Origin of the sequence: Blautia sp. DFI.1.216, from assembly GCF_020594215.1 — a bacterium.
GTDB lineage: Bacteria > Bacillota > Clostridia > Lachnospirales > Lachnospiraceae > Blautia_A > Blautia_A wexlerae.
Genome location: NZ_JAJDML010000004.1, coordinates 77,391 through 101,147 on the forward strand (window position 1 = coordinate 77,391; position 23,757 = coordinate 101,147).

The following is a 23,757-nucleotide window of genomic DNA, read 5'->3' on the forward strand; positions in this document are numbered from 1 at the left end:
GTCACTTCAAAAATCCATATTTTATGCTTAAATTGCATTTTTTTTGCCCTTATTGGCACATACTATTCATTTTTATGTCCCAACTTGGCACACTTCTGCGATTTACAGGGAAATCTACCCATGTTAGAATGATACTGTCAAAATTATATGTAGCGAAAACGCAGCTTTCCAGGGAATGCCTCTTCTCTGGTGCAAGCTGCGTTTTTTCGTGCATGGAAAGGAGTATCACAACTAAATATGGAATAAGCGTTCCTCCGTATTGACCGGACTGAAGCTTTTATGAGGCAGGAAAACTATAAGCCAGGGCAAAGTGAAAGATCTCACTTTGCCCTCTTTTTATGAAGGAGGTTCATTTACTTGAAAAACCATGTACACAAAGAAGCCCCACCGGGCATGAAACATCATCGGAACTATGGAAAATATCTCTATACTGCCTTCCTTGTCTTCACTCTGATTGCCTGTAATGTACAACCAGTTATGGCTGCTACCATCTGGGACAAAGCTTCAGAAATCATGAAAGACGTATATAACCAGATTATCCTGATTTCCACCATTGCGGCTGTTGTAACTGCATCGGTTGCTTTGCTTTTGATGAATTTTTCCAAATCCGGAAAAACCGTGGATGAATCCAGGGCATGGCTCAAACGAATCATCATTACATGGGCGATTCTCAATGGTCTAGGATTTATCATGGCTTACATCACTCCGTTCTTTGCCGGCGGGCAGTGGAATGGATAATGCAGATAAGGAGGTGGCTCTGTCATGGGAATACTTGACGGAATTGTAGAATGGATTGCCGAACAGGTCATGAACATTCTGGATTTAATTACTACTTCTGTTCTGGGGGCACTGGGATGTTCCATGGATACTTTTCTCCGGTATTTTCCAGCAGCGGAAACAATGTACCAGATTTTTCTGGCACTGGCTATCGGACTTATCCTTTTAAACTGGGTTTGGCAGCTTTTTAAGAATTATTTTATGGGGACAGGAATTGATGCTGAAGATCCAATCAAATTATCACTGCGGACATTTATGTTCCTTTTCCTGACATTTTATTCCAAAGACATCGTGGATCTTCTATTGAATATTGCAGGAACCCCGTATAGCTGGATTCTGACTGAAGATCTTCCACCACTGGAATTTGCCAAATTCAACTCTGTGATCACAGTAATCCTGGGGGTATGTGCCAACGGTGCTGTTGCCATTGTTGCCCTCATACTGGTACTGATCCTTGCCTGGAATTACATCAAGCTGCTTTTTGAAGCTGCGGAACGTTATATACTGCTTGGAGTTCTGGTCTACACCGCACCTGTTGCGTTTTCCACGGGTGCTTCCCAGGCTACCGGAAATGTTTTTAAGAGCTGGTGCCGTATGCTCGGCGGACAGTTCTTTTTGCTTTTAATGAACGCCTGGTGTTTACGGCTGTTTACTTCCATGGTCGGAACATTCCTTGCAAACCCTTTATCACTCTAGGAAGGAGGAGATTATGAAACATAAGAAAACACTACTCTGCAGCCTGCTATTGATTTCTTGTCTGATTCTTGTAACTTCCATGCCGGTCTTTGCCGCTGAACTTACAGAAGCAGAGGTACAGCAAGCTGTAGATGCACAGGGAAAAGAAACGGTCACCGGTAATGTCTTTATCTGGTTTCTGTGTGCCATTGCTTTTTTGAAGGTTTCTCAAAAGATTGACAGCTTTATGGCAAGTCTGGGAGTCAATGTTGGAAATACTGGTGGAAATATGATGGCTGAACTTTTAATCGCCGGAAGAGGTCTTGCAAGTTCCTTTCGAGGGCATGGAGGTGGAAGCCATAGTAGTTCCCATTCTTCCTCTCCCGGAAGTGCTGCAGTACAAAGTTCTTTCCTTTCCGGAGGATTAGCCGGAGCCGTTGGAAGGCAGACAGAGCGTTCTGCGGTAAATGCAGCCACCGGATATACCGAAGGACCAAGCATCGGAAATGCCCTCTATCAGTCTTCCCTTGAAAAGGGCGGAGATTTTGCCAATAACGTTATCAGCAATATTGCTCAAGGAAACTATGGTCAAGTTGGCTCGATCAAAGGTGATGGAGCTGTTTCTGCATTTCAATCCTACATGGGAATTCAAAATGAAGATAAAACAGACCATTCCTATACCAATGTTGAAATTGGCGGCGGCAGGATAACAGGAGTTGAGTCCGGTTCCAATGGAGACAGCCGGGAATTTGCCATGTACCATGCCGATCAATATACGGCTCCTACCCAGGGAACCTATGAAACTGTTCAATCTGTAGACGGAGCTACCTGGTACAAACAGTATGCTGAAAATACGGTATCCAAAATTCCTTATGATGCTGGCGATGGAAAGATAGCCTACAACGAATCCATTGTCCAAAAGCTTCCTCCTACTCCTCCAAGAAAGGATCGGATTTAGTGATGGATACAGAACGCTCTGGACTTGACGAAGCAATGGATGTAGGCTCCAGTACCATTTCTCACCTAAAGTCCTTAAAAACAGCAGCCACTTTCTCCAAAGCAGGATATGGTGCAGCCCTTGGCGGGCCTTTTTCAGCAGCGATTGGAGCAGTCATAGCCAACCGGAATCAGTTCGCTAAAATTCTCCTTGTTATTCTCTCCATACTGCTGCTTCCGGTTTTATTTATTGTGATGCTCCCTGGTCTGATCTTTGGAAGTCTGACCGAACAAAGCGATGTGCTAAACAGCAACTCTATGATCAGTGAAAATATCCGTGCTTCCCGTGATGCCATCGTTGAAGTGTTAGAAGAAAGCCATGAAGACATTCTGGCAGAGATCCATGCAGCAATTTCCCGTCTTCCACAGGGAGATACTGCATCCATCAATGATCCCTATACATACAGCATCTCCGTCAATGCCAATCTGCTGATTTCACAATTTTGTGCCAGCCAGGATGACTATAAAAACATCAACCTAAACCAATTAAAGAAACTCATCCGTGAAAACAAAGAAGGACTTTTTTCTTATGATGTAGCAACCGAAACAGTTACCATGGAAGTTACCGTTGATGGCGGTGCAGAAGGAGAAGCCGGCACAGAACAGGGACAGGCACAAACACAGACGGTTACTTTTACGAAACACACCTATACCGTTGTTTATGCTGGGGATTCCTATTTTGCAGACCATGTATTCCATCTTACAGACAAGCAGAAAGAACTTGCCAAAAACTATGCCGAAAACCTGACTGCTTTCTTTGGTACTGCTTCTTCCGGCATAGTAGCTGCTATCAATCTTAGCGATGAGGTATTGTCCTACCGCCCTGCTGTAGAAAGAGCCGCTGCGAAATATGGTATGAGTGATTATGTGGATTTAATCCTGGCAGTCATGATGCAGGAATCTGGCGGACGGGGGCCGGATGTTATGCAGGCAGCGGAAGGTGGATTTAATACCCGCTATCCCCATGTGCCAAATGGGATTACAGATCCGGAATACTCCATTGAATGTGGAGTACAGGAATTAAAATATGCCCTCGACAAAGCCGGCTGTACCGGACCTACGGACTTAGACCGGATTAAACTGGCTCTTCAGGGTTACAACTACGGTTCTGCATACATTGACTGGGCAATGGAGCGTGACGGTGGTTATACCAAAGAAAATGCGATTGCCTACTCTGATATGATGTGTGCAAGACCAAGCTGGCCTTATGACCGGTATGGTGATAAAGAATATGTGGATCATGTCCTTCGGTATTACCAAATTACTGCCAGTGGCGGCAGCTATCCCGCAAACGGCATGCAGATTCCACACTATCTCCAGACAGACTATGGAAATATCCCCTATGGCGGCGGTTCGATTGCATCCAGCGGTTGTGGACCTACCAGTTTTGCCATGATTGCCAGTTATCTTACAGGCACTACCATTACACCTATTGATGCAATATCCTGGTGCGGAAATTCCTATTACAAACCAGGAGTCGGCACTTACTGGTCTTATTTCCAGGCAGCGTCCGATCATTTTGGGTGTGGGGCTGTCACACAGACCAGTGATCCCAACCAGGTACTTCAGGCTTTATCTGAAGGTCATCCGGTCATCAGTTCCCAAAGAGCTGGGCTTTTTACCAGTGGCGGACATTTTATTGTCCTTCGTGGTGTAACGGCTGGAGGTAAAGTATTAGTCAATGATCCCAATGACAGTTCCTCCAAAAACTACATCAACCGTGAATTCGATATGATGACGGAAGTGCATGCAACCGCAAATGCCTATTGGATCTTCGCTAAAAAATAAAGGAGACACTTATGAACAGAAAAAAAGCAATTCTGGCTATCTTTATGATGGCCTTTTTAATTATCATCGGATTTGTCTTTCCCTCCATCTGGAAATCCCAAAAAGGAAACAAAAAATCCGAGACAGAAAATACTCAACACGATAATAATGAAAATACCGGGACAGAACAAGCAGAAAATAACGAATCCATAAGCTTTCAGGACTTTGAAGCTTTGGAAGACTTTTTCTCCAAGGAACAGGTGAAACTTTTTCAGGAAGAACTGACCTCCTATCTTAAAAACGTAAAACAGATGTCTCTAACTTCCATCCGTTTCCTTGCTGATGATACTACCTATCCCAATGCTTCTGATATTAATTTTTTGTTCCAGCTTCCGGATAAGTCCGTTCTTCCTGTGTACTACACTTCCTCTACTGGAAGATTCTTTTTCGGTGAGGAACGTACCCCTGATTCTGGAAAAGAAATCATCTATGAACGTCCGACAGATGACAAACTTCCTTCCATCACAACAGAGGAAATTGAACAGTTGCAAGAAGGAGGTTGTGACGATACCTCCGTGAATTCGGAAAAAGCTGCCCCTGTCACAGAAGTTCCTGAAACTCCTTCCATGGAAGAACCAAAGGAGGTGCAGCCATGAACAATACTGAAGAACAACATCCTGTCTTCATCCCTCGCAATTTTATAGAAAAAGGGACCTTTATGGGCGGAATGTTTAAAATCCGTAATGCCATCGAAGGCGGTATCCTGGCAATCCTGATCACCATTCCTGTTATCAATCTGCCTCTGACACTGACTGTCAGAATTATTATTCTCTGTATGACTGCTCTTCCTGCAGCTATGATTTCTTTAATTGGAATCGGTGGGGAGAGCATTACTGCGTTTTTAATGAACGCTCTGCGTTTTCTGAAAAACCGCCGGGTTATTTACCGTATGGATGTACATCCGGAGCCGAAAAAAAAGTACCGGATAAAAAAGCCCCGCAACAAAGAACCAAAAACCAAGAAACGCAAACGGCATCCAAAACAACCTGCAGAATCTTCTTCTGAAGAGAACTGCTCTCAGATGTCTTCTGAAGAGAAGGCAAAAGAATCCCCTGCTGTTAAAAAAAAAGAACGCCGACAGTTTGATACTTCTACAAAACGTGGAATACGCAAACAGGCTCGTGAAGACATCCGGATTCTTAAATATGAGTCCCGACAATTAAAAAAAGAACAAACCGCTGCACGTAAAAGTGCGAAAAGGCAGGCAAAACTTGAAAAACAACAGATAAAGCAGCAACTTTCGGAGGAACGAAAAAAAGAAAGAACTGCGAATAAAGCTTCCAACCAGCCTCCTGCTTCCGGGAAAAGCAAAAAGAAAAAGCGAAAAGAAATCACCTTGGAAGATTATCTTCCTATTGATAAGATTGCCAATGGTGTTATCTACACGACAGACCATCGTTATGTAAAAATCCTGGAGATTGAACCAATCAATTTCCTCTTACGCAGTGCCAGGGAACAACAGGGGATCATCTTCAGTTTCATCTCCTACCTAAAAATCAGCCCTGTGAAACTGCAGATTAAGATGATCTCCAAAAAAGCGGATATCAACAAACATCTGGAACAGTCCCGTTTGGAAATGGAACGGGAATCAGATCCTAACTGCCGGCAGTTACAAAAAGACTATATCCAATTTGTCCGGCAGCTAAGTTCCAGAGAAGCGGTTTCCAGACGTTTTTTCCTAATCTTTGAATACGAACCTTTCAATGTGAATCGGAAGGTGGAGGAAAAGGAAATCCTGGCAGCTTTGGAAACTGCTGCACAGACCGCAAAAACCTTTCTATATCAATGCGGCAACGATGTGCTGGTTCATGACAATGAAGATGAGTTTACAACCGATGTACTCTACACTTTACTGAACCGTACCAAATGTACCGAAACACCTTTGCCAAAACGGATTAACCAGGTACTTACTCGCTATATGGAATCTGGCCGTGAGCAGGAAGTGGATAACATCCATATCAATGAATTCATTGCACCAGGGTCTTTGGACTTTAAGCACAGCAACTATGTGCTGGTAAATGGCATCTACCATTCTTACCTGCTGGTGCCGTGCGATGGTTACAAAGCAAAAGTAATGCCAGGTTGGCTGTCCCTGCTTATCAATGCTGGCGAAGGAATTGACATTGACTTTTTTCTGCATAAACAGCCCAAAGATAAGATCCAGCAACGTCTTGGACAGCAAATCCGGATCAACCGTTCAAAGATCAAAGATGCCTCTGATACCAATGCGGATTTTGATGATCTGGATTCTGCCATCCGTTCCGGCTATTTCCTCAAACAGGGACTTGCTAATAATGAAGATTTCTATTACATGAATCTTTTGATTACGATTACGGCAGGTGATCTGGAAGAATTGCAATGGCGGATTCAGGAGATGAAAAAACTTCTCATCTCACAGGATATGGATCTGCGGTCTTGTTACTTCCTGCAAGAACAGGGATTTTTATCTTCCCTTCCTCTTGTAAACCTGGATAAGAAGCTCTATGAACTCTCAAAACGAAATGTCTTAACCACCGGAGCTGCCAGTTGCTATCCTTTCGTCAGCTACAGCATTTGCGATGACAACGGCATCCTATTTGGAGTAAATAAGCATAACAACTCTTTAGTGATTGCTGATATTTTTGACTCCAAACAATATAAAAACTCCAATATTGCGATTCTTGGCACTTCTGGATCCGGAAAAACCTTTACCATGCAGACTATGGCACTTCGTATGCGGCGTAAAGGAATCCAGGTATTTATCATCGCACCGTTAAAAGGTCATGAGTTTTATCGGGCTGCCAGAAATGTAGGAGGAACCTTTATCCAGATTTCTCCTGCCAGCCAAAACTGCATCAATGTCATGGAAATCCGAAAAGTAGATAACTCTGTCAATGAGCTGCTGGACGGTCCAACTTTAGACGCATCTGCCTTAGCCAGTAAGATTCAACGTCTGCACGTTTTCTTTTCTCTGCTCATTCCAGATATGAGCCATGAGGAAAAACAGCTTTTGGACGAAGCACTGATTAAAACCTATGCAAGAAAGGGAATCACCCATAAGAATGAATCCCTCATTGATCCCAAACACCCGGATCATTATAAAGCGATGCCAATTCTTGGAGATGTATATGATGTTTTGATGGAAACCGAAGATACCAAACGGTTGGCTCACATCCTGAACCGTCTTGTCCATGGCTCTGCTTCCTCTTTTAACCAGCAGACCAATGTAGACCTGACCAATAAATATACTGTTTTGGACATCTCAGAGCTGACCGGTTCCAGTGATCTCTTAACGGTGGGGATGTTTGTTGCTCTGGACTATGTATGGGATAAAGCCAAAGAAAACCGTACCGAAGAAAAAGCTATTTTCGTAGATGAAGTATGGCAGCTCATCGGTGCTTCCAGTAACCGCCTGGCCGCTGAATTTGTTTTGGAGATTGCCAAGATTATCCGAGCATACTCTGGTGCCGGTATTTTTGCAACCCAGGACCTCAATGACTTTTTTGCTCTTGATGACGGAAAATATGGAAAAGGCATTATCAATAACTGTAAAACCAAAATTATTCTTAACATGGAAGATGAAGAGGCACAACGTGTAAAAACCATTCTTCGTCTTTCCGAAACCGAAGTTATGAATATCACCCATTTCCAACGTGGAAACGGACTGATTTCAACAAACAACAATAATATCACTGTGGAATTTAAAGCTTCCAACCTGGAAAAAGAATTAATTACCACAGACCGGCAGGAACTCCTGGAAATCTTGAAACGCCAGGATAAAAAAGTCGGTTAATGTTACCTGCAGCCCGAATATGGCTGCTTTTCTTTTTAACAAAGGAGGAGATTTATGTTAAAACCAGCAAAACAACCTCATATCCGGCTAACCGCCCTTTTTCTTTGTGTCACGATGTTTCTTAGCACACTCTTTTTCAATGCCCATACCGCTTATGCTGCAGATGGAACCATTGATTATAAGGCAGGAGCCAAAATTCCATACGGGGACTATTATACTTCCCGCATGAGTTTTGATGGTAATAATACAGCTTATTGCGTTGAACCATTAAAGAAAACACCTGCTTCCGGACAATATCCTTATAATCTTTTAGGAAAGGATTCCCCGCTTAGAAAAGCACTCTACTATGTCAATGGTGGATACGGCTACGAAAAGCTCATAAAAGATCAATATTTCCAAGGATGGTCCGATGACAACTCTTATGTCATTGGTCATCTGGTCGTTTCCTATATCCACGCTGGAAATAACGGGGACACCGGTGCCTTCCATGGCGCACCTCAAAATTATATTGACAAAGCATTGGAAGTTGCCAACGCCATTGAAGGGCTTCCTGCCCCACCAGAATCCTTCCGTGCTTTTATCGTTCCTGGCAATGCTTCCCAAACTTTTGCAGGAAGCTGGTATCAGGTTCCAAACGGCTTTATCGAACTGCAGAAATCCTCTGCCAATACCGATATTTCCGATAAAAATGGCAATTACTCTTTAGAAGGAGCCAAATACGGAATCTACAAAGGGGAAGAACTGGTAGAAACTCTTGTTACCGATAAAAAAGGATATGCAAAATCCAAAGAACTGGCTGAAGGAAGTTACACCGTCAAAGAAATCAGTGCCCCAGAAGGATTTGCTATAGATACTTCCGCCCATAATGTTACGGTAAAAGCAGAAGGAACATCTACCGTAAAAGTAAAGGATATTCCTCAAAATAATCCCGTAAAACTGCTCCTTAAAAAGCTGGATGCTGACACACAGCAAAATTCTGCACAGGGAACCGGCTCTCTCGCCAATGCCGAATTTACAATAAAATTCTATACAGAGCAGTCAGCTACCGATCCCGGAGCAAATGGTAAGAAACCGGTTCGCACCTGGATATTGAAAACAGATGCCTCTGGAGAAATCCATTTTACAAAAGATTATTTGGTATCCGGGGATGAATTTTTCTATGCCAGTGATGGAAAGACCGTCTGCTTCCCACTGGGTACAGTAACCGTACAGGAAACCAAAGCCCCTGCCGGCTATCTTCCAAACGAATCTGTTTTCGTGCAGCAAATCACCAGTACCGGTACGGAAGAAACTATCTCTATTTATAACGCTTCTTCTGTCGAAGAACAGGTCTTCCGAGGCGGCGTCAAAATTCAGAAGCGGGATCTGGAAACTCAGGGAACACAAGCACAAGGAACCGCATCTCTTGCAGATGCCGAATTTACCATTACCACTCTGAACAAACAGCCAGTATGGGTAGGTGGAAAGCTCTATGAAAATGGTCAGGCAGTGCTTACAATCAAATCGGATACACATGGTATTGCTGCAAGTGCCGCTGATGCCCTGCCCCTTGGACATTACCGGATAGAAGAAACCAAAGCGCCTTCCGGATACCTAACCGATGGTGCAAAGGCTCTTGAATTTGACATCACCCAAAATGGAGAAATCGTAGATTTAACAACAGAAGAGACTTCTGTTTCTAACCAGATTATCCGTGGCGGTGTCAAAATCCAAAAACGGGATCTGGAAACAGGAGAAGCCAAACCACAGGGAAATGCTTCTTTAAAGGATGCAGAATTTACAATCACCAATCTTGGTCCAAATCCTGTTCTTGTGGATGGAACCCTTTACGAAAAAGATCAAGTAGTTCTCACTTTGAAGACAGATGAAAAGGGGCTTGCTTCCACCAAAAAAGATACGCTCCCTTATGGTCATTACCGGGTTGATGAGACAAAAGCACCGGAAGGTTATTTGAACGAGGGCAAACTCTCTCAGGAGTTTCATATCACAGAAAATGGGAAAATTTTGGATTTAACTGCAAAAGAAACAGCGATTTCCAATCAGGTAATCCGTGGCGATTTAGAATTCGTAAAGGTCTCTGACGGAGATTTAAACCGGCTGGCAAATGTCCCATTTTCCATTACCTCCAAAACTACAGGAGAAAGTCATACCATTGTAACAGACAAAAATGGCTATGCCAGTACTTCCTCAGAATGGAATAAGCACACTACAAATACCAATCGTGGGGAAACTTCTGAAGACGGAATCTGGTTTGGCGCTTCTAAACCTGATGATGCCAAAGGAGCCCTGATTTATGATACCTATATTTTGGAAGAACAACGCTGCGATTCCAATGAAGGTATGAACCTCTTAAAAATTGAGGTCTCTGTATACAAAAATCACGTAGTCGTGGATATGGGAACTTTAACGGATGATCAGATTACCATTGGAACTACTGCCCTTGACAAAGACAGCAACTCCCACTTTGCCAAACCAGAAGAAAAAATCACTCTGGTTGATACCGTAGAATACGAAGGCTTAAAGAAGGGACAGTCTTATAAGCTCATCGGTACACTGATGGATCAGGAATCCGGAAAGCCAATTGAAATAGATGGAAAACCTGTCACAGCAGAAACCACCTTCAAACCAAAAAAATCTTCTGGTTCTGCAAAAGTGACCTTTACGTTCAATGCCTCTTCTCTGAAGGGCAAAACAATCGTAGTATTTGAGGAACTGTACCAGGAGGATTTAAAACTGGCTGTTCATGCGGACATTACAGATCAGGATCAGACTATCTATTTCCCAGAAATCGGGACCACTGCAAAAGATAAGGAAACAGATATGAATCTTTCCCAAGCAGATAAAGAAGTTACCCTTGTAGATACGGTAGCTTACAAAAATCTTCTGCCCGGCGAAGAATATGTTATGACTGGAACCCTTATGGATAAAGAAACCGGAAAACCTGTCGAAATAGATAAGAAAGAGGTTACTGCCGAAACCACATTTACTCCTAAAGAATCCTCTGGAACGGTAGATGTGATTTTTTCTTTTGATGGGACCTCCCTTGCCGGAAAAACCGTAGTTGTTTTTGAATCTGCTACTTATGACGGCAAAGAATTTGCAACACACGCAGATCTTGAAGATAATGGGCAGACCATCTACTTCCCAGAAATCGCTACTACTGCAAAAGATAAAGCAGACGGAGATCATTTTACCAAAACCGATAAAGAGATTACCATCGTTGACACGGTTAAATATAGTAACCTAATTCCAGGAAAAGAGTATGCACTTACCGGTACCTTGATGGACAAAGAGACAAAAGAGCCTCTTCAGGCAGATGGTAAACCGATTACTGCCACTACGACCTTTACTCCTGAAGATGCCTCTGGCAGTATTGAACTTACCTTTACATTTGATGGCAGCATCCTGTCCGGCAAAACAATTGTTGTCTTTGAGTCTTTAACGTATCAGGAAAAAGAGATTGCTGTTCACGCCGATATAGAAGACCATGAACAGTCTATCTACTTCCCAGGAATTGGAACTACTGCGAAGGACAAAGCGGATGGGGATCAGGAAGCCGTTGCTACGAAAGAAGTAACCATCATTGACACCGTATCCTACCAAAATCTGATTCCGGATACTCCATACAAACTGGTCGGCACACTGATGGACAAAACAACCCAAAAGGAAGTTCTGATTGATGGAAAACCTGTCACGTCAGAAACAGAATTTACACCAAAGGATTCCAATGGTTCTGTCGAAGTCATCTTCACTTTTGATGGAAGCACATTGGCTGGTCATGATGTAGTCGTTTTTGAAAAACTTTTTTCCCTTGAAGGAGAAACAGCACTTGAAATTGCTTCCCATGAGGATCTGGACGATAAAGGACAGACGATAAAACTTACGGAAGTTCCAAAAGACACACCGGAACCTTCCAAACCAGTCAAGACTGGAGATGAAACAACCATTCTTCCTTATCTTTTACTGGCAGGTGCCGCACTCCTCTTTGCTGCCGGATTTGGTATTTTATATATCCGTAAGCGAAAAAAAGATAAGTAACTATCAATAAATATGCTCACAGGCAGCTTCTTACGGCTGCCTGCTATAAAGGTGATGAATATGGAACAATCTCGTTGTAATGCCGATGCCAAGCACATCCGGCATTTTTTAGATATTTGTGATGGAAATTGGCATTCCTGTATTTATGTTCGCTGCGTTTCCTGTAAAACCCCAGGTTATTGTAATGGCCCACACTTCTTATATCATCCAGATGAAAACGGCAGTCCTTGTATCCTGCCCATGGCAGATGCCCGTATGCTCTTCTCCCGCATACCGGAACCAACGGAATGCCTGTCCGCCATAACACTGGAACAGTTTCAGTCCTTATATGGACTCTACTTTGCAAAAGAAGCATTGACCGATAAGCCATGTCCTTGTTTTGCTTTACTGCGGCATCAGGAAGCATCCCATTATTACTGGTAAAAGGTTGCACTTTTGGTACTTTCTGCGTACAGGATAAGAAAGGAGGCGATTTTATGTTGAATTTCACTGCTATGATTCAAGGAATCGATACAATATTTACGAACTTAATTTTTATTCCTGCACTTTTAATCCTGTACCTGAAGTTTCGTCCGAGAAAGCCCTGGAGCAGACGCACCAGAAATCTGTATCGGCTATGTATAGCTCTGATTTCTGTTTATGTCATCCGGATTTTCTGTGCAGGGTTCATCTTTACACCAGTAAATTACTCACGTTTTGCAGACAGCGGTTTCTTTCCGCTTATCAAGGCACTGTTCTATTCTTAGATTTTCTGCCATTTTGTGCCATTTAGTCCGAATCTGGGAGTAGTTTCTATGCCCATCCTATGGGAATTCATCACCTGCTTTCTTACAATATACGTATAAAACACGTAAGCGAGGTGAATCTTTATGAAACAGAAACAAATCCGCTGCCCATACTGCGGCAGCATCGCAATTTTAAGGGATGCGTCCTATGTATATGGAAATAAAGCGAAAGATGGAAAACTCTATGTGTGCAGTCACTTCCCACAGTGTAATTCTTATGTAGGAGTTCATCCTGGCACTACCAATGCCAAAGGAAAACTGGCAAACAAAGAGCTTCGGCAAAAAAGGATCCAAGCACACCGGGTGTTTGACCAGATATGGCTAAACCACATCTTTACGAAATCGGAGGCTTACCGCTGGATTGCTGATAAATTCTGTCTGACTGCCAAGGAAGCACACATCGGAGAATTTAGCACTTATATGTGTGATCAACTAATTCTGGAATCCATGAAGATTCTGGAGAATAACCATATCCCTCTCAGGGCCATTGGTTGAAAGGGGGGATATGTATGATCATCCCGATGACAGATGATGAACGCCGATTGACAGAGGAGTACTTATATTTGGTACCTGAAATGGTAAAAAAATTGACTACTCGTTGTGCTTATGTCTCATACGATGAGCAGCAAGACCTTCTGCAAGCCGGAAACTTAGCTTTATGCAAAGCCGCCATGAACTATGACAACACCCGTCCCTTTGCAGTTTACGCCAGAGTTGCCATACGAAATGCCATTTACAGTTATTGGAGAAAACTGCAAAAAGAACGAAAATACACCTGTTCCATGTATGCATCTTCCGAATTTGACATGGAACCCCTGCTTGTAGACCAAAAAACCGAACTATGGCAGGAACAATGTATGAACCAGGAACCCATTTATAAGCACCTGCAGTCCTTAGAAGCGAGAAGCTGCAATACACTAAGAAAAGGAATACATGCCCTGCTCCTGCAGCAAAAAGGATATACCAACCAAGAAATTTCCAAACATTATGGTGTCCCAATGAATCATGTCCGGGCATGGCAAAGCAAAGCCCGGAAATACTTACAGCAGGATACCAAATTATATACTCTTTTATCTTGAAGGGAGAACGATTATGCTGACACTTTATACTGCAGTCGGAATCCTACGATTCCAGGATTCCATAAAGGAACATAAAACACCGACTGTTATCAATAACCGGCAGGAATACGGACTGACAGAAGAAGAATTCTTTCTGTGGAGTAGCCTTGCATTTCAAATCCGACAGATCCATGAATTGCAGTCTGCTTTTTCTGAACGCTTGAAAAAACATCACCGTTCAGAAAATATCCCCATTGAACCTTACCTGAATCGCCTGCAGCTCCGGGGACTAATTGTAAAAGGGGATGGTTTAACTGGTGTGGATGCCCTGTACCGCCTCTTAGGAGAACTTTATATCAGCCCATTGCAGGACAGTTTTTCGGTGCGGCTTTTTACCTGTATCTATCTCTGCATGAAGAAAAAACTGCACACGAAAGAACTAATCCATTATCTAAAAAAGCCGACACGGACTGCTATAGAGGACACGGTACTCCAAATAGCAAAAAAAGTACAGATTTCTACGGCAGAGCTTGTAACCTGTGTAGAACAGGGCATCCATCCACAAAATACAGAGCAACTTTTGACGCAGCTCTATGAAACCTCGGATGCAACATTCCGTACCCTGGCACAGGATATCCAATTCACCCATGCCGGTTATCCTGTACTGGAAGCCATCAGTAATTTGTACCTCAATAAACAGATTGCATTTGAAAAACTATAGAAAGGAGCAAATTATGCCAAAACCATTTCTTAATAAGCTGATTGTCCATGGGGCAATCGGCTTTTTCTGTGTCCTATTTGGATGTATTTACGGATTTACAACAGACGACCAGATATTTCTCCTTATGAGTCTTTGCATCGGTGTTGGAACTGCCATACGAATTGTGAGTCTGCTACATACCATCAAGATGCATGACTATACCGAATTAACTGGAACCTGTACAAAACGTGAAGTCAGCCCACTTACCAAGAAACAGAAAATTATTTTCCGATCCACTGACCAGAAAGAATATCACTTTACATTCGATAAAAATATCCGCCTTTTATCTGGACATTATTATCGCCTATATTTCCGGAATGTAGCAAACCTTTCGGGTGAAGAAAAGGTTACTCCGGATTTACTTGCGTATGAGGAATTATCCCTAAATGAAGATGTTTCCCCGAAGAACTCTTAGATTTCTTCTCTAAATACAATAGAAGTGGATATGCCACTTTCACATACCCACTTCTATTATGCTTTATAAGTTTTCCTTCTGCCGTCCCAGTGAAATGACAAAAACCACTCCGAACTACCACGTATTCTGTCTCAAGGATGACAGCATAACAGCAATCGCAGGGAATAATAATCTATTGTATTCCAGAAGACTCTTCAAAAAATGGACAGTGCTTTCACTTTCAGGGTTTCAAAATGCAGTAACCATATCTTTTATTTTTCTACTGTGACCAATTTTTTCATATTAAGGGCAACTTTATACTGACAGTGAAAATTCCCGCTTCATAATTCACTTGAATATCACCACTTATTTGTATTACTAGCTTTCTAGTAGCATACAATCCGATACCACTGCTTTTTGTCCTTGCTTCATCTTTTGTGTAAAACAAATCAAATATAGATTTTAATTCTTCATCACTAATATAATCAGAAGGATTGCTTATTTGTATATGACAATACTCGGATTCTCCCCACATGTAAAACATTATATCACCAGTACTATACTTTAAAGCATTATCTATTAAATTACATAAAATTCTAATTAATATTTTCTCTTGAGCAAGTATCCAAATGTTTCCATGTGGCAGTCTAATATCTAATTGTTCTGAGGCACGTTTTGAATTTTGAATATATTCCTTTAACAAAGAAGTGACTACCTCTGTAATATTGACTGATTTCATATCAACTTCGCTCTCTATTGCTTCACTCCAAAACAATAAATATAAATCGTCTACTAATTTTTTTAAATAATCCGCCTTTTTTTCAATATGTTCTATATAGCTATTAACAGGTTCATTCACATTTTTTTCTAATCTAATTAACTGCAAGTAACCAATAATAACAGTTAATGGAGTACGTAAATCGTGTGATAAATTTGCTACCATCTTTTTAAAATTTTTATCCTGTTTTTTTAGCTGATGTTCTTTTCGTTCATCTTCTTTAATTCGCTTGTTGATACTAAGTGCAAGGTTCTCAATATCTTTATCAAATACATTGACCGAGTAGATATGCTCATTATGTTCTATCCATTCTATAATTCTTCTAATTTCCCTCTTCAGATGAAAAATGTATAATATGCCTAATAATATAAACACTCCTGTTATTAAAAAGACAACTAGCAAACTTCATATCTCCTTATAATATTAGAATCTCATCACATGTATTCAAGATTGCATTATCATGTGAAACAATAATAATTATTTTATGATTTTTAATTTGATCGATCAACTGTAAAAATTGTTTTTTTCCACTCTCATCCATAGCTGAGGTAGGCTCATCAAAAATCATTACCTGACCGTCTTGCACTACTTGGCGAATAATTGCAATTTTTTGCTTTTCTCCACCGGAAATATTACTTGACTTTTCATTAATTTGCAAATCCCAATTATCTCTTTTCAAAATACTATCACCAAAGCAATCAACGGCTCTCTGTATACATTTTACATCAAGCTTTCGATATAAAGCAATATTATTATATATTGTATCTGCTATTAAAGTCGGCTCCTGTTCTGTTACACTGATTACATGTTCTCTTATATAATCCATATCTAAATTTCTCATTTCTGTATCGTTCCATATTATATTCCCTTGATATTCATCTACATACATACCCATTAAAATTTTAATAAGTGTACTTTTCCCACATCCGTTTTCTCCTTTCAATCCATAAACTTTCCCCTTTTTTAAGTTTGTAGAAAAACTTTTTATGGTTTCTTTCTGGTCATATGCAAAATTCAAATCCTGAATTCTAATTTGTTTGATTTCATTAAGTCTTATACACCCCTTAGACTGCTCCTTAATTTCTAAAATAGATTTTATACGTTCAAAGGATACATAAGCCTCTTGGTATTCTTGACCGTATGCCACTATTTCTTTTCCATATTCCAAAATCATATTAAAATATACTGAAATCATATAGAAATATCCTATTTGCATATCTCCAGTAAGTATCTTTTTTCCTCCAATCCAAAGTAAAATGCATACAGATATTGCCCCTACAATCCCTTCAAGATTTGCAAATGCCTGGATAGTCGCTTGTTGTTTAAATATAGATCGATATAATTTTTGATATGATGCTACTAACCTATTTGAAAAAAATGAACCCATACTATGTATTTTTATAAACTCTATTTTTTCTAATTGTTCCTGCAGTCTGGAGAAGAAATTGGATTTCTCCTCTTTCATTCCATAACTGCAATTATAAATACGCTTTTTGAAGCCAATATATATAAAAAAATAAAGTGCTAATAAAAACATTGTAACTATAAAAGCAATCGAATCCATTTTCCAAATCATAAATAAGATTATACCCGCTGAAAAAACTGAAAATATCAATTCAGTCAAGGAGCTGATGAAAAAAATAAGTACATCATTCGCATCATTGTTTATCCTTTGAGATAAGTACGATAAATCAGTTCTGCCAATTACGAGTGGCGAAACTTTTTTTAAATGATTTACAATTTCGAAATTTAATGAAAATGCTGCATTAGTCTGTATCCTTATATAAAGTATTTTATTGACATAGCAGACAATTTCCTTACCAACATACAATAACAGTAATAAAAATATGAATTTTAACATTGCTGAATATGTTGTTTCCACATTAAACATATTAATAAATTGTCCCATAGCAGCCGGTATAAATGTATTTAACCCGCACAGTATAATACCCAACAAAAAATATATCCCATATTCTATTTTATATTGAAAAACATATTTACTGCAAAATTTTATCATTCCAATTCTCCCTGCTATTTCATTGAGCCATTTCTTTCATCAGCTCCAACATCTCTTCTGCATTCCATTTTACTGAAGAACAAATCTTATTTTTATAAGCAGCACACCCACCATAACATACTGGAAAAAATGAACAATCTTTACATTCTTGATCCTTTACGACATCATAGGAAAGCCATTCTACAAATTTATTTGTAAGTTTGATTCCTTTTTCCAAATTACCGATACTTCGTTCACTATATCCAATATCATTCCAACATTTATACAACGCTCCATCTGGACCTATCACAAATGAATTTAAGCTAATTGCTCCACATACACCATAATTGCTCGGCTTAACACCTTGGTACATAAAGCCTCTCTTAATCCCTTCTTTATAAAACGCAATCTCTTCTTTTGCGTACTGTGGTCGTTCCATACATATATGATTATTACATACTCCATTAATATCATCTACTGGTGCTAAATAATAACCAACTCTACCTTTTAAACCATATCTTTCTAGCCAATCAAATATTTCTGTTGCTTCGTTTATATTTGTCTTGTCAACATTAATTCTTATCGAAATATTCAAAATATCCGCACATTCTCTTATATTGTCCAATATATGTTCGAAGGTAGGCTGATGATTATGGAGAATCCTTCTACTATCATGGGCTTGTTTTGAACCATCTAAAGTAACTTGAATATAGTGGATGTCCATGTCTTTTAATTTTTCAGCTACTCTTCTAGTCAATTTATAACCATTTGTGACCATATCCGCATTATATTTGCAACCAAGTGGCAAAACAGACTTTATCTTTTTGGTTAATTTTTCAATAGTTTCAATTGCCAATAATGGCTCCCCTCCATACCAAGATACCGTTAATTCATGTATATGCTGATATTTTTCTTTGAGCTGCGATGTTAATTGATCCTGAACAGTCTCAGACATAGTAATATATTCTCTCCCTTTTTCATAGCAATAGGGACAACAAAAATTACATGCCATAGTTGGGGCAATAGTTAATGTAAGATTTGAATCCGCAAACCTTTCTATTTTATTTCTTATAAGCAATTCTGCAAATTCATCTTTATCATCTTCAACTAGCATACCACCCTCTAATAATGCTGACTCTAAATCAGGCTTTGAACATTTTTTCCCTTCTTTCATTTCATAATATGATTTTTCATAATCAGTATCTAATTCCAGTATTGCAGATGTGACCGTATTGTAAATCAAACAACTTTTATCTTCTTTTTTCTCTATATTGTATCTTGATAATTTCATTATTATATCCTCTTTTCTTAATCTCTTGTTTTCACAGTGTTCTTTGCAATAATGAAAATGTGCCCAGCATATTGCTGAGCACATTTTCCTTTACTGACTACAAATATCTTTAGTAACGAATTACACATGTAGCCTTTTTAGATCCACAACCTTTATCATTGTAAACCCAGCAGATTCTTGTACTTTTGTCCTCTGATGCTTTGTTAATCCACTTCATTGCAATATCCTCCTGTAAAATATTTATTTATTTCAAAGTAGTAAGAGCTACTTGAAACACAAATTAAAGTTCTTGACGTTTCAATGCAAAATGCATTAAAACTATCCCCACCAGGCACGCACCCATACCATACATAATAGTTCCAACAACAATCCCATTTGTCATCCGATATCCACAAATATTATACATATAAGTGGTCGGGTTCATAACACAAAATGCTTTAAGAAGCACTGATTGATTTTGAAAATTCTCATATACCATAGGATAAGTAATCGCACCTGCAAAGAAATATACACATGATAAAGCTGCCACAATTCCTGTATTCTTTACTAAAACCGTAATCAAAACCGCCACAGCTTCCATTCCAATCATAGCTATCATATTTAAGGTAACCATTCCGATAAAAATCAAAAATTCCTCACCTTTATAATGAAAACCATACTTCCATGCTAATCCTAAGCCTAATGCAGTTTCCACAATATAATAGAGAATAAAAAAGTGAACATTTATCACCAGTAATTTACTTAAAAATAATTTGGTTCGATTTATCCCATATACGACAGAAGCTCTTATTGTTCCTTGATGAAATTCTGCAGATACCATTGTCGTAATATAGACAATTAATCCAATCCAAGAAAAAAAATTAATTGATAATGCAAATCTTGCGATTTCTGCAGCTTTTACATTATTCATGTCGTCTATGTAGCAAATCCAACCAATGCTATCTATATTTCTATAATCACCAAAAGTCATAAACAATGTATCATTTCCCACAACGAACGGTATAAAAAAAATAAATGCCATAAATACTAAAACCCACTTCGAGGCTCGCGAATATTTCATTTTATAGTACTCTGCTTTAAGCTGTCTCATTCGATTTCACCTCCGATAATAGATTTGTGTAATACTCTTCTAAGTCTTCTCCTTCATATCCTATTTTTTCTACACCAACTCCTCCATATACTAATTCTTTTGTTATATCAGAAATATTTTTATTATAACCAAATACCTTAATCACATTTCTTAAATAAACTTTTATTTGACTTTCTGGATACCTCTCATCTAAAATGCAACTAGCCTTTTCCACATTGTCTACTTCGATATGAACATGACGACGACATTTCTCATCTAATTCTTTATCTGTAATCTGTTGTAACATTTTTCCATGATGTATAAATCCATATACAGTTGCAAGTTGATGTAACTCTGGCAAAATATGACTGGATATAAGTATCGTTGTACCATCTTCTTCATTCATATTCTTTAAGACTTCTCGCACATATTTAATTTTGGTTGGATCTAAGCCATTTATTGGTTCATCTAAAATTAGCAACTGTGGGCGACCAAGCAATGCAATTGCAATTCCTAATCGCTGTTTCATCCCTAAAGAAAAAGCCTTCACTCTTTTATTTCCAGCGTCCTTTAAATCCATTATTTCCAGAACTTCATCAATACTACTTTTTCCTGGAATTCCTCGTTGAGTACGCTGGATTTCCAAATTTTGGCGTGCTGTCATGTCCATATACAAAGCTGGATTTTCAATTAAACATCCTATCTTATTTCTTTCATCTTCAAGATTTTTTTTACCAAATAAACTTATCTCACCTGAAGTCGGCTTTGTTAGTCCTGTAATAACTTTCATCAGGCTACTTTTTCCTGCACCATTTTCTCCAACCAGTCCATATATCTCGCCCGCTTTTATCGTGAGATTTACCTGATTAAGTACCATATTGTTTCCGTATGCTTTACAAATATCTTTTGCTTCCAATATTTTTTCGGGTTCTTTCATTCTAATCACTTCCCTCGTTTCTTAAATCCTATAATGATAATGATAATGTCTAATTCTAACATTTCTCTTAAATCAGTTCTTAAATTTCCATAAAATTATAAATTTATCTTTATATTTTCCCACTCGCCTATGAAACCTTCAAATTATTTAAAACAGTAACTTGTATGAAATTACAAATCATGTTAGTATTTTTACCATACCTATTACCAAAGGAGTTTATTATGATTGATATATTATTAGTAGAAGATGATAAAGAAATTTGCTTTATTCTTACAGAATTATTAAAAAGAAACCATTACAATGTTTCAGCATATCACAATGGGATAGAAGCAATTGAAGCTCTTTCCTCTAAAAAATATGATTTAATGTTATTAGATTTGATGCTTCCCGATTTGCCTGGTGAAAAAATACTATTTCACCTAAAAAAACACAACAATTCTATTCCAGTTATTGTTATATCTGCCAAAAATCAGCCTGAGATTCGTATAAACCTTCTCCGATCCGGTGCAGATGATTATATAACTAAACCTTTTTATCATGAAGAAGTTCTCGCACGAATAGAAAGTGTTTTGCGCCGTTGCAGCGAAAGTCCCCAAACGGAATATTCCTTTAAAGATATTCGCATAAATGTGGATGATCACAAAGTACTTGTAAATAACACAGAGCTTACTCTGACTACTACCGAATATAACCTCTTACAGCTACTAATCAAACATCCAAAACAGACTTTTACAAAGGAATCTTTATATCAACTTATTTGGGGAAAAGATTATATTTCAGATGATAATACTCTCAATGTCCATATAAGCAAACTAAGAAAAAAACTAGAGCATATAGGAAACCAAGCCCCTTATATCGATACTGTATGGGGAATAGGTTATAAATTACACCGTTAGAATAAATTCACGCAAAAAATACCATTACAAAGATTAATCTGTAACGGTATTTTTTACCCTATTCACTTTTTTCATACTTTCAAACAACTAGGTATACCCTCAACAATTTTTTCAGGCACAAACACTTCATTAACTATCACATACGTCCAAGCACCATCTGAGTTATCCGTAGTTTTAGACACTACAATGGCTTAACTTCCACGCAGTATATATTAAATCTACGAATTACAAATGCAAAGACACAACTTCGAACCACTACATATTCCTTTCCAAGGTAACGGTGATTGTGGTCTATGAAAATCATTTGTATTTCAGCTGACCATAAAAAACACCGTTGCAGATTCACTCCCCCACAACGGCATCTTTCATTTTTTTTATTCGATTTTATCTTCTCCTGTTGCCTTTATAAATCTCATAACCTCATCAATGGTTTTCCCAGATGCTACCAAAGCCTTAAACAGCTCATCTTTCTGCTTCTCTTCTATCTCTTTTTGAATCTCTTTTGCTTTATGACGCAGTTCCTTTAAATCGGACTCTTTTGTACAAATCTCCTGTTCCACATACTCCAGTTGCTCTTCCAAAGATGTGTTTTCCAGTTTTTTTCGTCTTGCCATAATGCATCCTCCTAATAATTTTTCCTCATTCTACCACATTTTATCTACTCTGAAAAGGTAGTAGTGTTTTATGAAAATTTTATATCTATTTGGGATTATCCTCATAAAATACTACACTTCCAAGCATTTTGACACAAAAATTATTATTTCGAATCGCAAAATACTATATATGGTATTTTATCATTGACCTTCGCTATATCTTGTGTTACTATGATATTGTATTTAAGTTTTGTGTTATCCCTTTATAGGGTGTCTGGATACTATCTCCAGTACACATGCAGTTTAAGTTGGAAAATCGTGTCATTATAATGCCGTTTTATACGGTGCTATAATGGCACTTTTTTTATTTATCACTATTTTATCGCCCAAAGGGCAGAAAGGAGAATTTTTATGTCATCTATTATCATTGTAACAGGAAGGGTAACTGCCGATCCGGTTATGCAACAAGCAAAGAACTCCGGAACTGAATACATCAGTCTGGGGCTTGCTACCAACCAGAGAGGTCAAAACGGAAAGGAAGAACCCATCTTCTATCAGTGTTACTGCAACAAGTTTCTTGCAGATCGACTGATAAAAGCCGGTGTCAAAAAATCAACGTGTCTCATGGTCTACGGAGATTTAGAACTCCATCCGTATATTCACCAGAAAGGCAATAATGCAGGTCAAGCAGCTATCACGCCGCAAATTATGGTAAAGGACTGGCAGTTCTTACCTGCGAATCGTAATGATACCAATGCAGCAACACCTGTACCGGGGAATCCAATGGTCGGAAATCCGAATGTTCCACCAGTACCAGCAAACGGTGCTACTTATAATGGAAACCCGGGAATGAATCCTTCCGGTACCGTGCCTACTGGCGCAATGCCAGTCAATAACAATATGATGCCACAGGCCGCACAACAGATGTCTTATGCTCCGGCAGGGGGATCGGCTTATGCACCACAGGGATTTACGGCTGGCAATGTATCTGGTGATGGATTTACCAATATTCCGGAAAATACACCACCACAGCAGCTTCCATTCCCGTAAATTATCAAAGATCCCTAAAATGAAGGAATTGCGACTTTCCAGTATCTACTGGTCTGCTGCAATTC

The 23,757-nt window shown here is 39.2% G+C and carries 19 protein-coding genes; 13 read left to right on the plus strand and 6 right to left on the minus strand.

What is annotated here, in order from left to right:
* The first annotated feature begins 357 nt into the window (after positions 1-357).
* From LJE11_RS02745 to LJE11_RS02795, 11 genes are all read left to right on the plus strand, one after another.
* On the plus strand, positions 358-738 hold the full coding sequence (locus LJE11_RS02745) for a hypothetical protein (RefSeq protein ID WP_005340361.1): 381 nt from the start codon (positions 358-360) through the stop codon (positions 736-738).
* Between the two features lie 24 nt (positions 739-762).
* The gene (locus LJE11_RS02750; protein ID WP_227295505.1) at positions 763-1,473 is read left to right on the plus strand and encodes a conjugal transfer protein TrbL family protein; all 711 of its coding nucleotides are present in this window, start codon (positions 763-765) and stop codon (positions 1,471-1,473) included.
* Between the two features lie 13 nt (positions 1,474-1,486).
* Entirely contained in the window at positions 1,487-2,410 is a 924-nt protein-coding gene (locus tag LJE11_RS02755; RefSeq protein WP_015526852.1) for a hypothetical protein, read from the plus strand.
* A gap of 2 nt (positions 2,411-2,412) precedes the next feature.
* A complete protein-coding gene (locus tag LJE11_RS02760; RefSeq protein ID WP_227295507.1) occupies positions 2,413-4,236 on the plus strand; it encodes a lysozyme family protein in 1,824 nt (607 codons plus the stop codon).
* An 11-nt stretch (positions 4,237-4,247) separates the two neighbouring features.
* Entirely contained in the window at positions 4,248-4,871 is a 624-nt protein-coding gene (locus tag LJE11_RS02765) for a DUF5038 domain-containing protein (RefSeq protein WP_227295509.1), read from the plus strand.
* Positions 4,868-8,047 carry a TraG/VirB4 family ATPase gene (locus LJE11_RS02770; RefSeq protein ID WP_227295511.1) on the plus strand — a complete coding sequence of 1,060 codons (3,180 nt, stop codon included), beginning with the start codon at positions 4,868-4,870 and terminating at the stop codon, positions 8,045-8,047. Before LJE11_RS02765 ends, LJE11_RS02770 begins: the two co-directional genes overlap by 4 nt.
* Positions 8,048-8,101: 54 nt before the next feature.
* Positions 8,102-12,085: a VaFE repeat-containing surface-anchored protein gene (locus tag LJE11_RS02775; protein ID WP_117843970.1), complete on the plus strand. Its 3,984-nt coding sequence runs from the start codon at positions 8,102-8,104 to the stop codon at positions 12,083-12,085.
* Positions 12,086-12,954: 869 nt separating this feature from the next.
* Entirely contained in the window at positions 12,955-13,365 is a 411-nt protein-coding gene (locus LJE11_RS02780; RefSeq protein ID WP_004223692.1) for a zinc-finger-containing protein, read from the plus strand.
* Positions 13,366-13,391: 26 nt separating this feature from the next.
* On the plus strand, positions 13,392-13,949 hold the full coding sequence (locus tag LJE11_RS02785; protein WP_226824570.1) for a sigma-70 family RNA polymerase sigma factor: 558 nt from the start codon (positions 13,392-13,394) through the stop codon (positions 13,947-13,949).
* Positions 13,950-13,962: 13 nt separating this feature from the next.
* On the plus strand, positions 13,963-14,649 hold the full coding sequence (locus LJE11_RS02790; protein WP_129975678.1) for a cell division protein: 687 nt from the start codon (positions 13,963-13,965) through the stop codon (positions 14,647-14,649).
* Positions 14,650-14,662: 13 nt separating this feature from the next.
* The gene (locus LJE11_RS02795; RefSeq protein WP_227295513.1) at positions 14,663-15,103 is read left to right on the plus strand and encodes a hypothetical protein; all 441 of its coding nucleotides are present in this window, start codon (positions 14,663-14,665) and stop codon (positions 15,101-15,103) included.
* Between the two features lie 277 nt (positions 15,104-15,380).
* On the opposite strand, the gene LJE11_RS02800 is transcribed toward LJE11_RS02795, so the two are convergent.
* From LJE11_RS02800 to LJE11_RS02820, 5 genes are all read right to left on the minus strand, one after another.
* The gene (locus tag LJE11_RS02800) at positions 15,381-16,262 is read right to left on the minus strand and encodes a sensor histidine kinase (RefSeq protein WP_179976650.1); all 882 of its coding nucleotides are present in this window, start codon (positions 16,260-16,262) and stop codon (positions 15,381-15,383) included.
* 13 nt (positions 16,263-16,275) lie between these two features.
* Positions 16,276-17,877: an ATP-binding cassette domain-containing protein gene (locus tag LJE11_RS02805; protein ID WP_117843968.1), complete on the minus strand. Its 1,602-nt coding sequence runs from the start codon at positions 17,875-17,877 to the stop codon at positions 16,276-16,278.
* 19 nt (positions 17,878-17,896) lie between these two features.
* The gene (locus LJE11_RS02810) at positions 17,897-19,147 is read right to left on the minus strand and encodes a radical SAM/SPASM domain-containing protein (protein WP_025580532.1); all 1,251 of its coding nucleotides are present in this window, start codon (positions 19,145-19,147) and stop codon (positions 17,897-17,899) included.
* Positions 19,148-19,427: 280 nt separating this feature from the next.
* Positions 19,428-20,237, minus strand: coding sequence for an ABC transporter permease subunit (locus LJE11_RS02815; protein WP_054337552.1), 810 nt, complete (start codon positions 20,235-20,237; stop codon positions 19,428-19,430).
* On the minus strand, positions 20,224-21,153 hold the full coding sequence (locus LJE11_RS02820; RefSeq protein WP_227295515.1) for an ABC transporter ATP-binding protein: 930 nt from the start codon (positions 21,151-21,153) through the stop codon (positions 20,224-20,226). Before LJE11_RS02820 ends, LJE11_RS02815 begins: the two co-directional genes overlap by 14 nt.
* 221 nt (positions 21,154-21,374) lie before the next feature.
* On the opposite strand from LJE11_RS02820, the gene LJE11_RS02825 reads away from it, so the two are divergent.
* Positions 21,375-22,049, plus strand: coding sequence for a response regulator transcription factor (locus LJE11_RS02825; RefSeq protein WP_025580528.1), 675 nt, complete (start codon positions 21,375-21,377; stop codon positions 22,047-22,049).
* A gap of 374 nt (positions 22,050-22,423) precedes the next feature.
* On the opposite strand, the gene LJE11_RS02830 is transcribed toward LJE11_RS02825, so the two are convergent.
* Positions 22,424-22,663 carry a hypothetical protein gene (locus LJE11_RS02830; RefSeq protein WP_054337551.1) on the minus strand — a complete coding sequence of 80 codons (240 nt, stop codon included), beginning with the start codon at positions 22,661-22,663 and terminating at the stop codon, positions 22,424-22,426.
* Between the two features lie 390 nt (positions 22,664-23,053).
* On the opposite strand from LJE11_RS02830, the gene LJE11_RS02835 reads away from it, so the two are divergent.
* On the plus strand, positions 23,054-23,692 hold the full coding sequence (locus LJE11_RS02835) for a single-stranded DNA-binding protein (protein ID WP_054337550.1): 639 nt from the start codon (positions 23,054-23,056) through the stop codon (positions 23,690-23,692).
* The last annotated feature ends 65 nt before the right edge of the window (positions 23,693-23,757 follow it).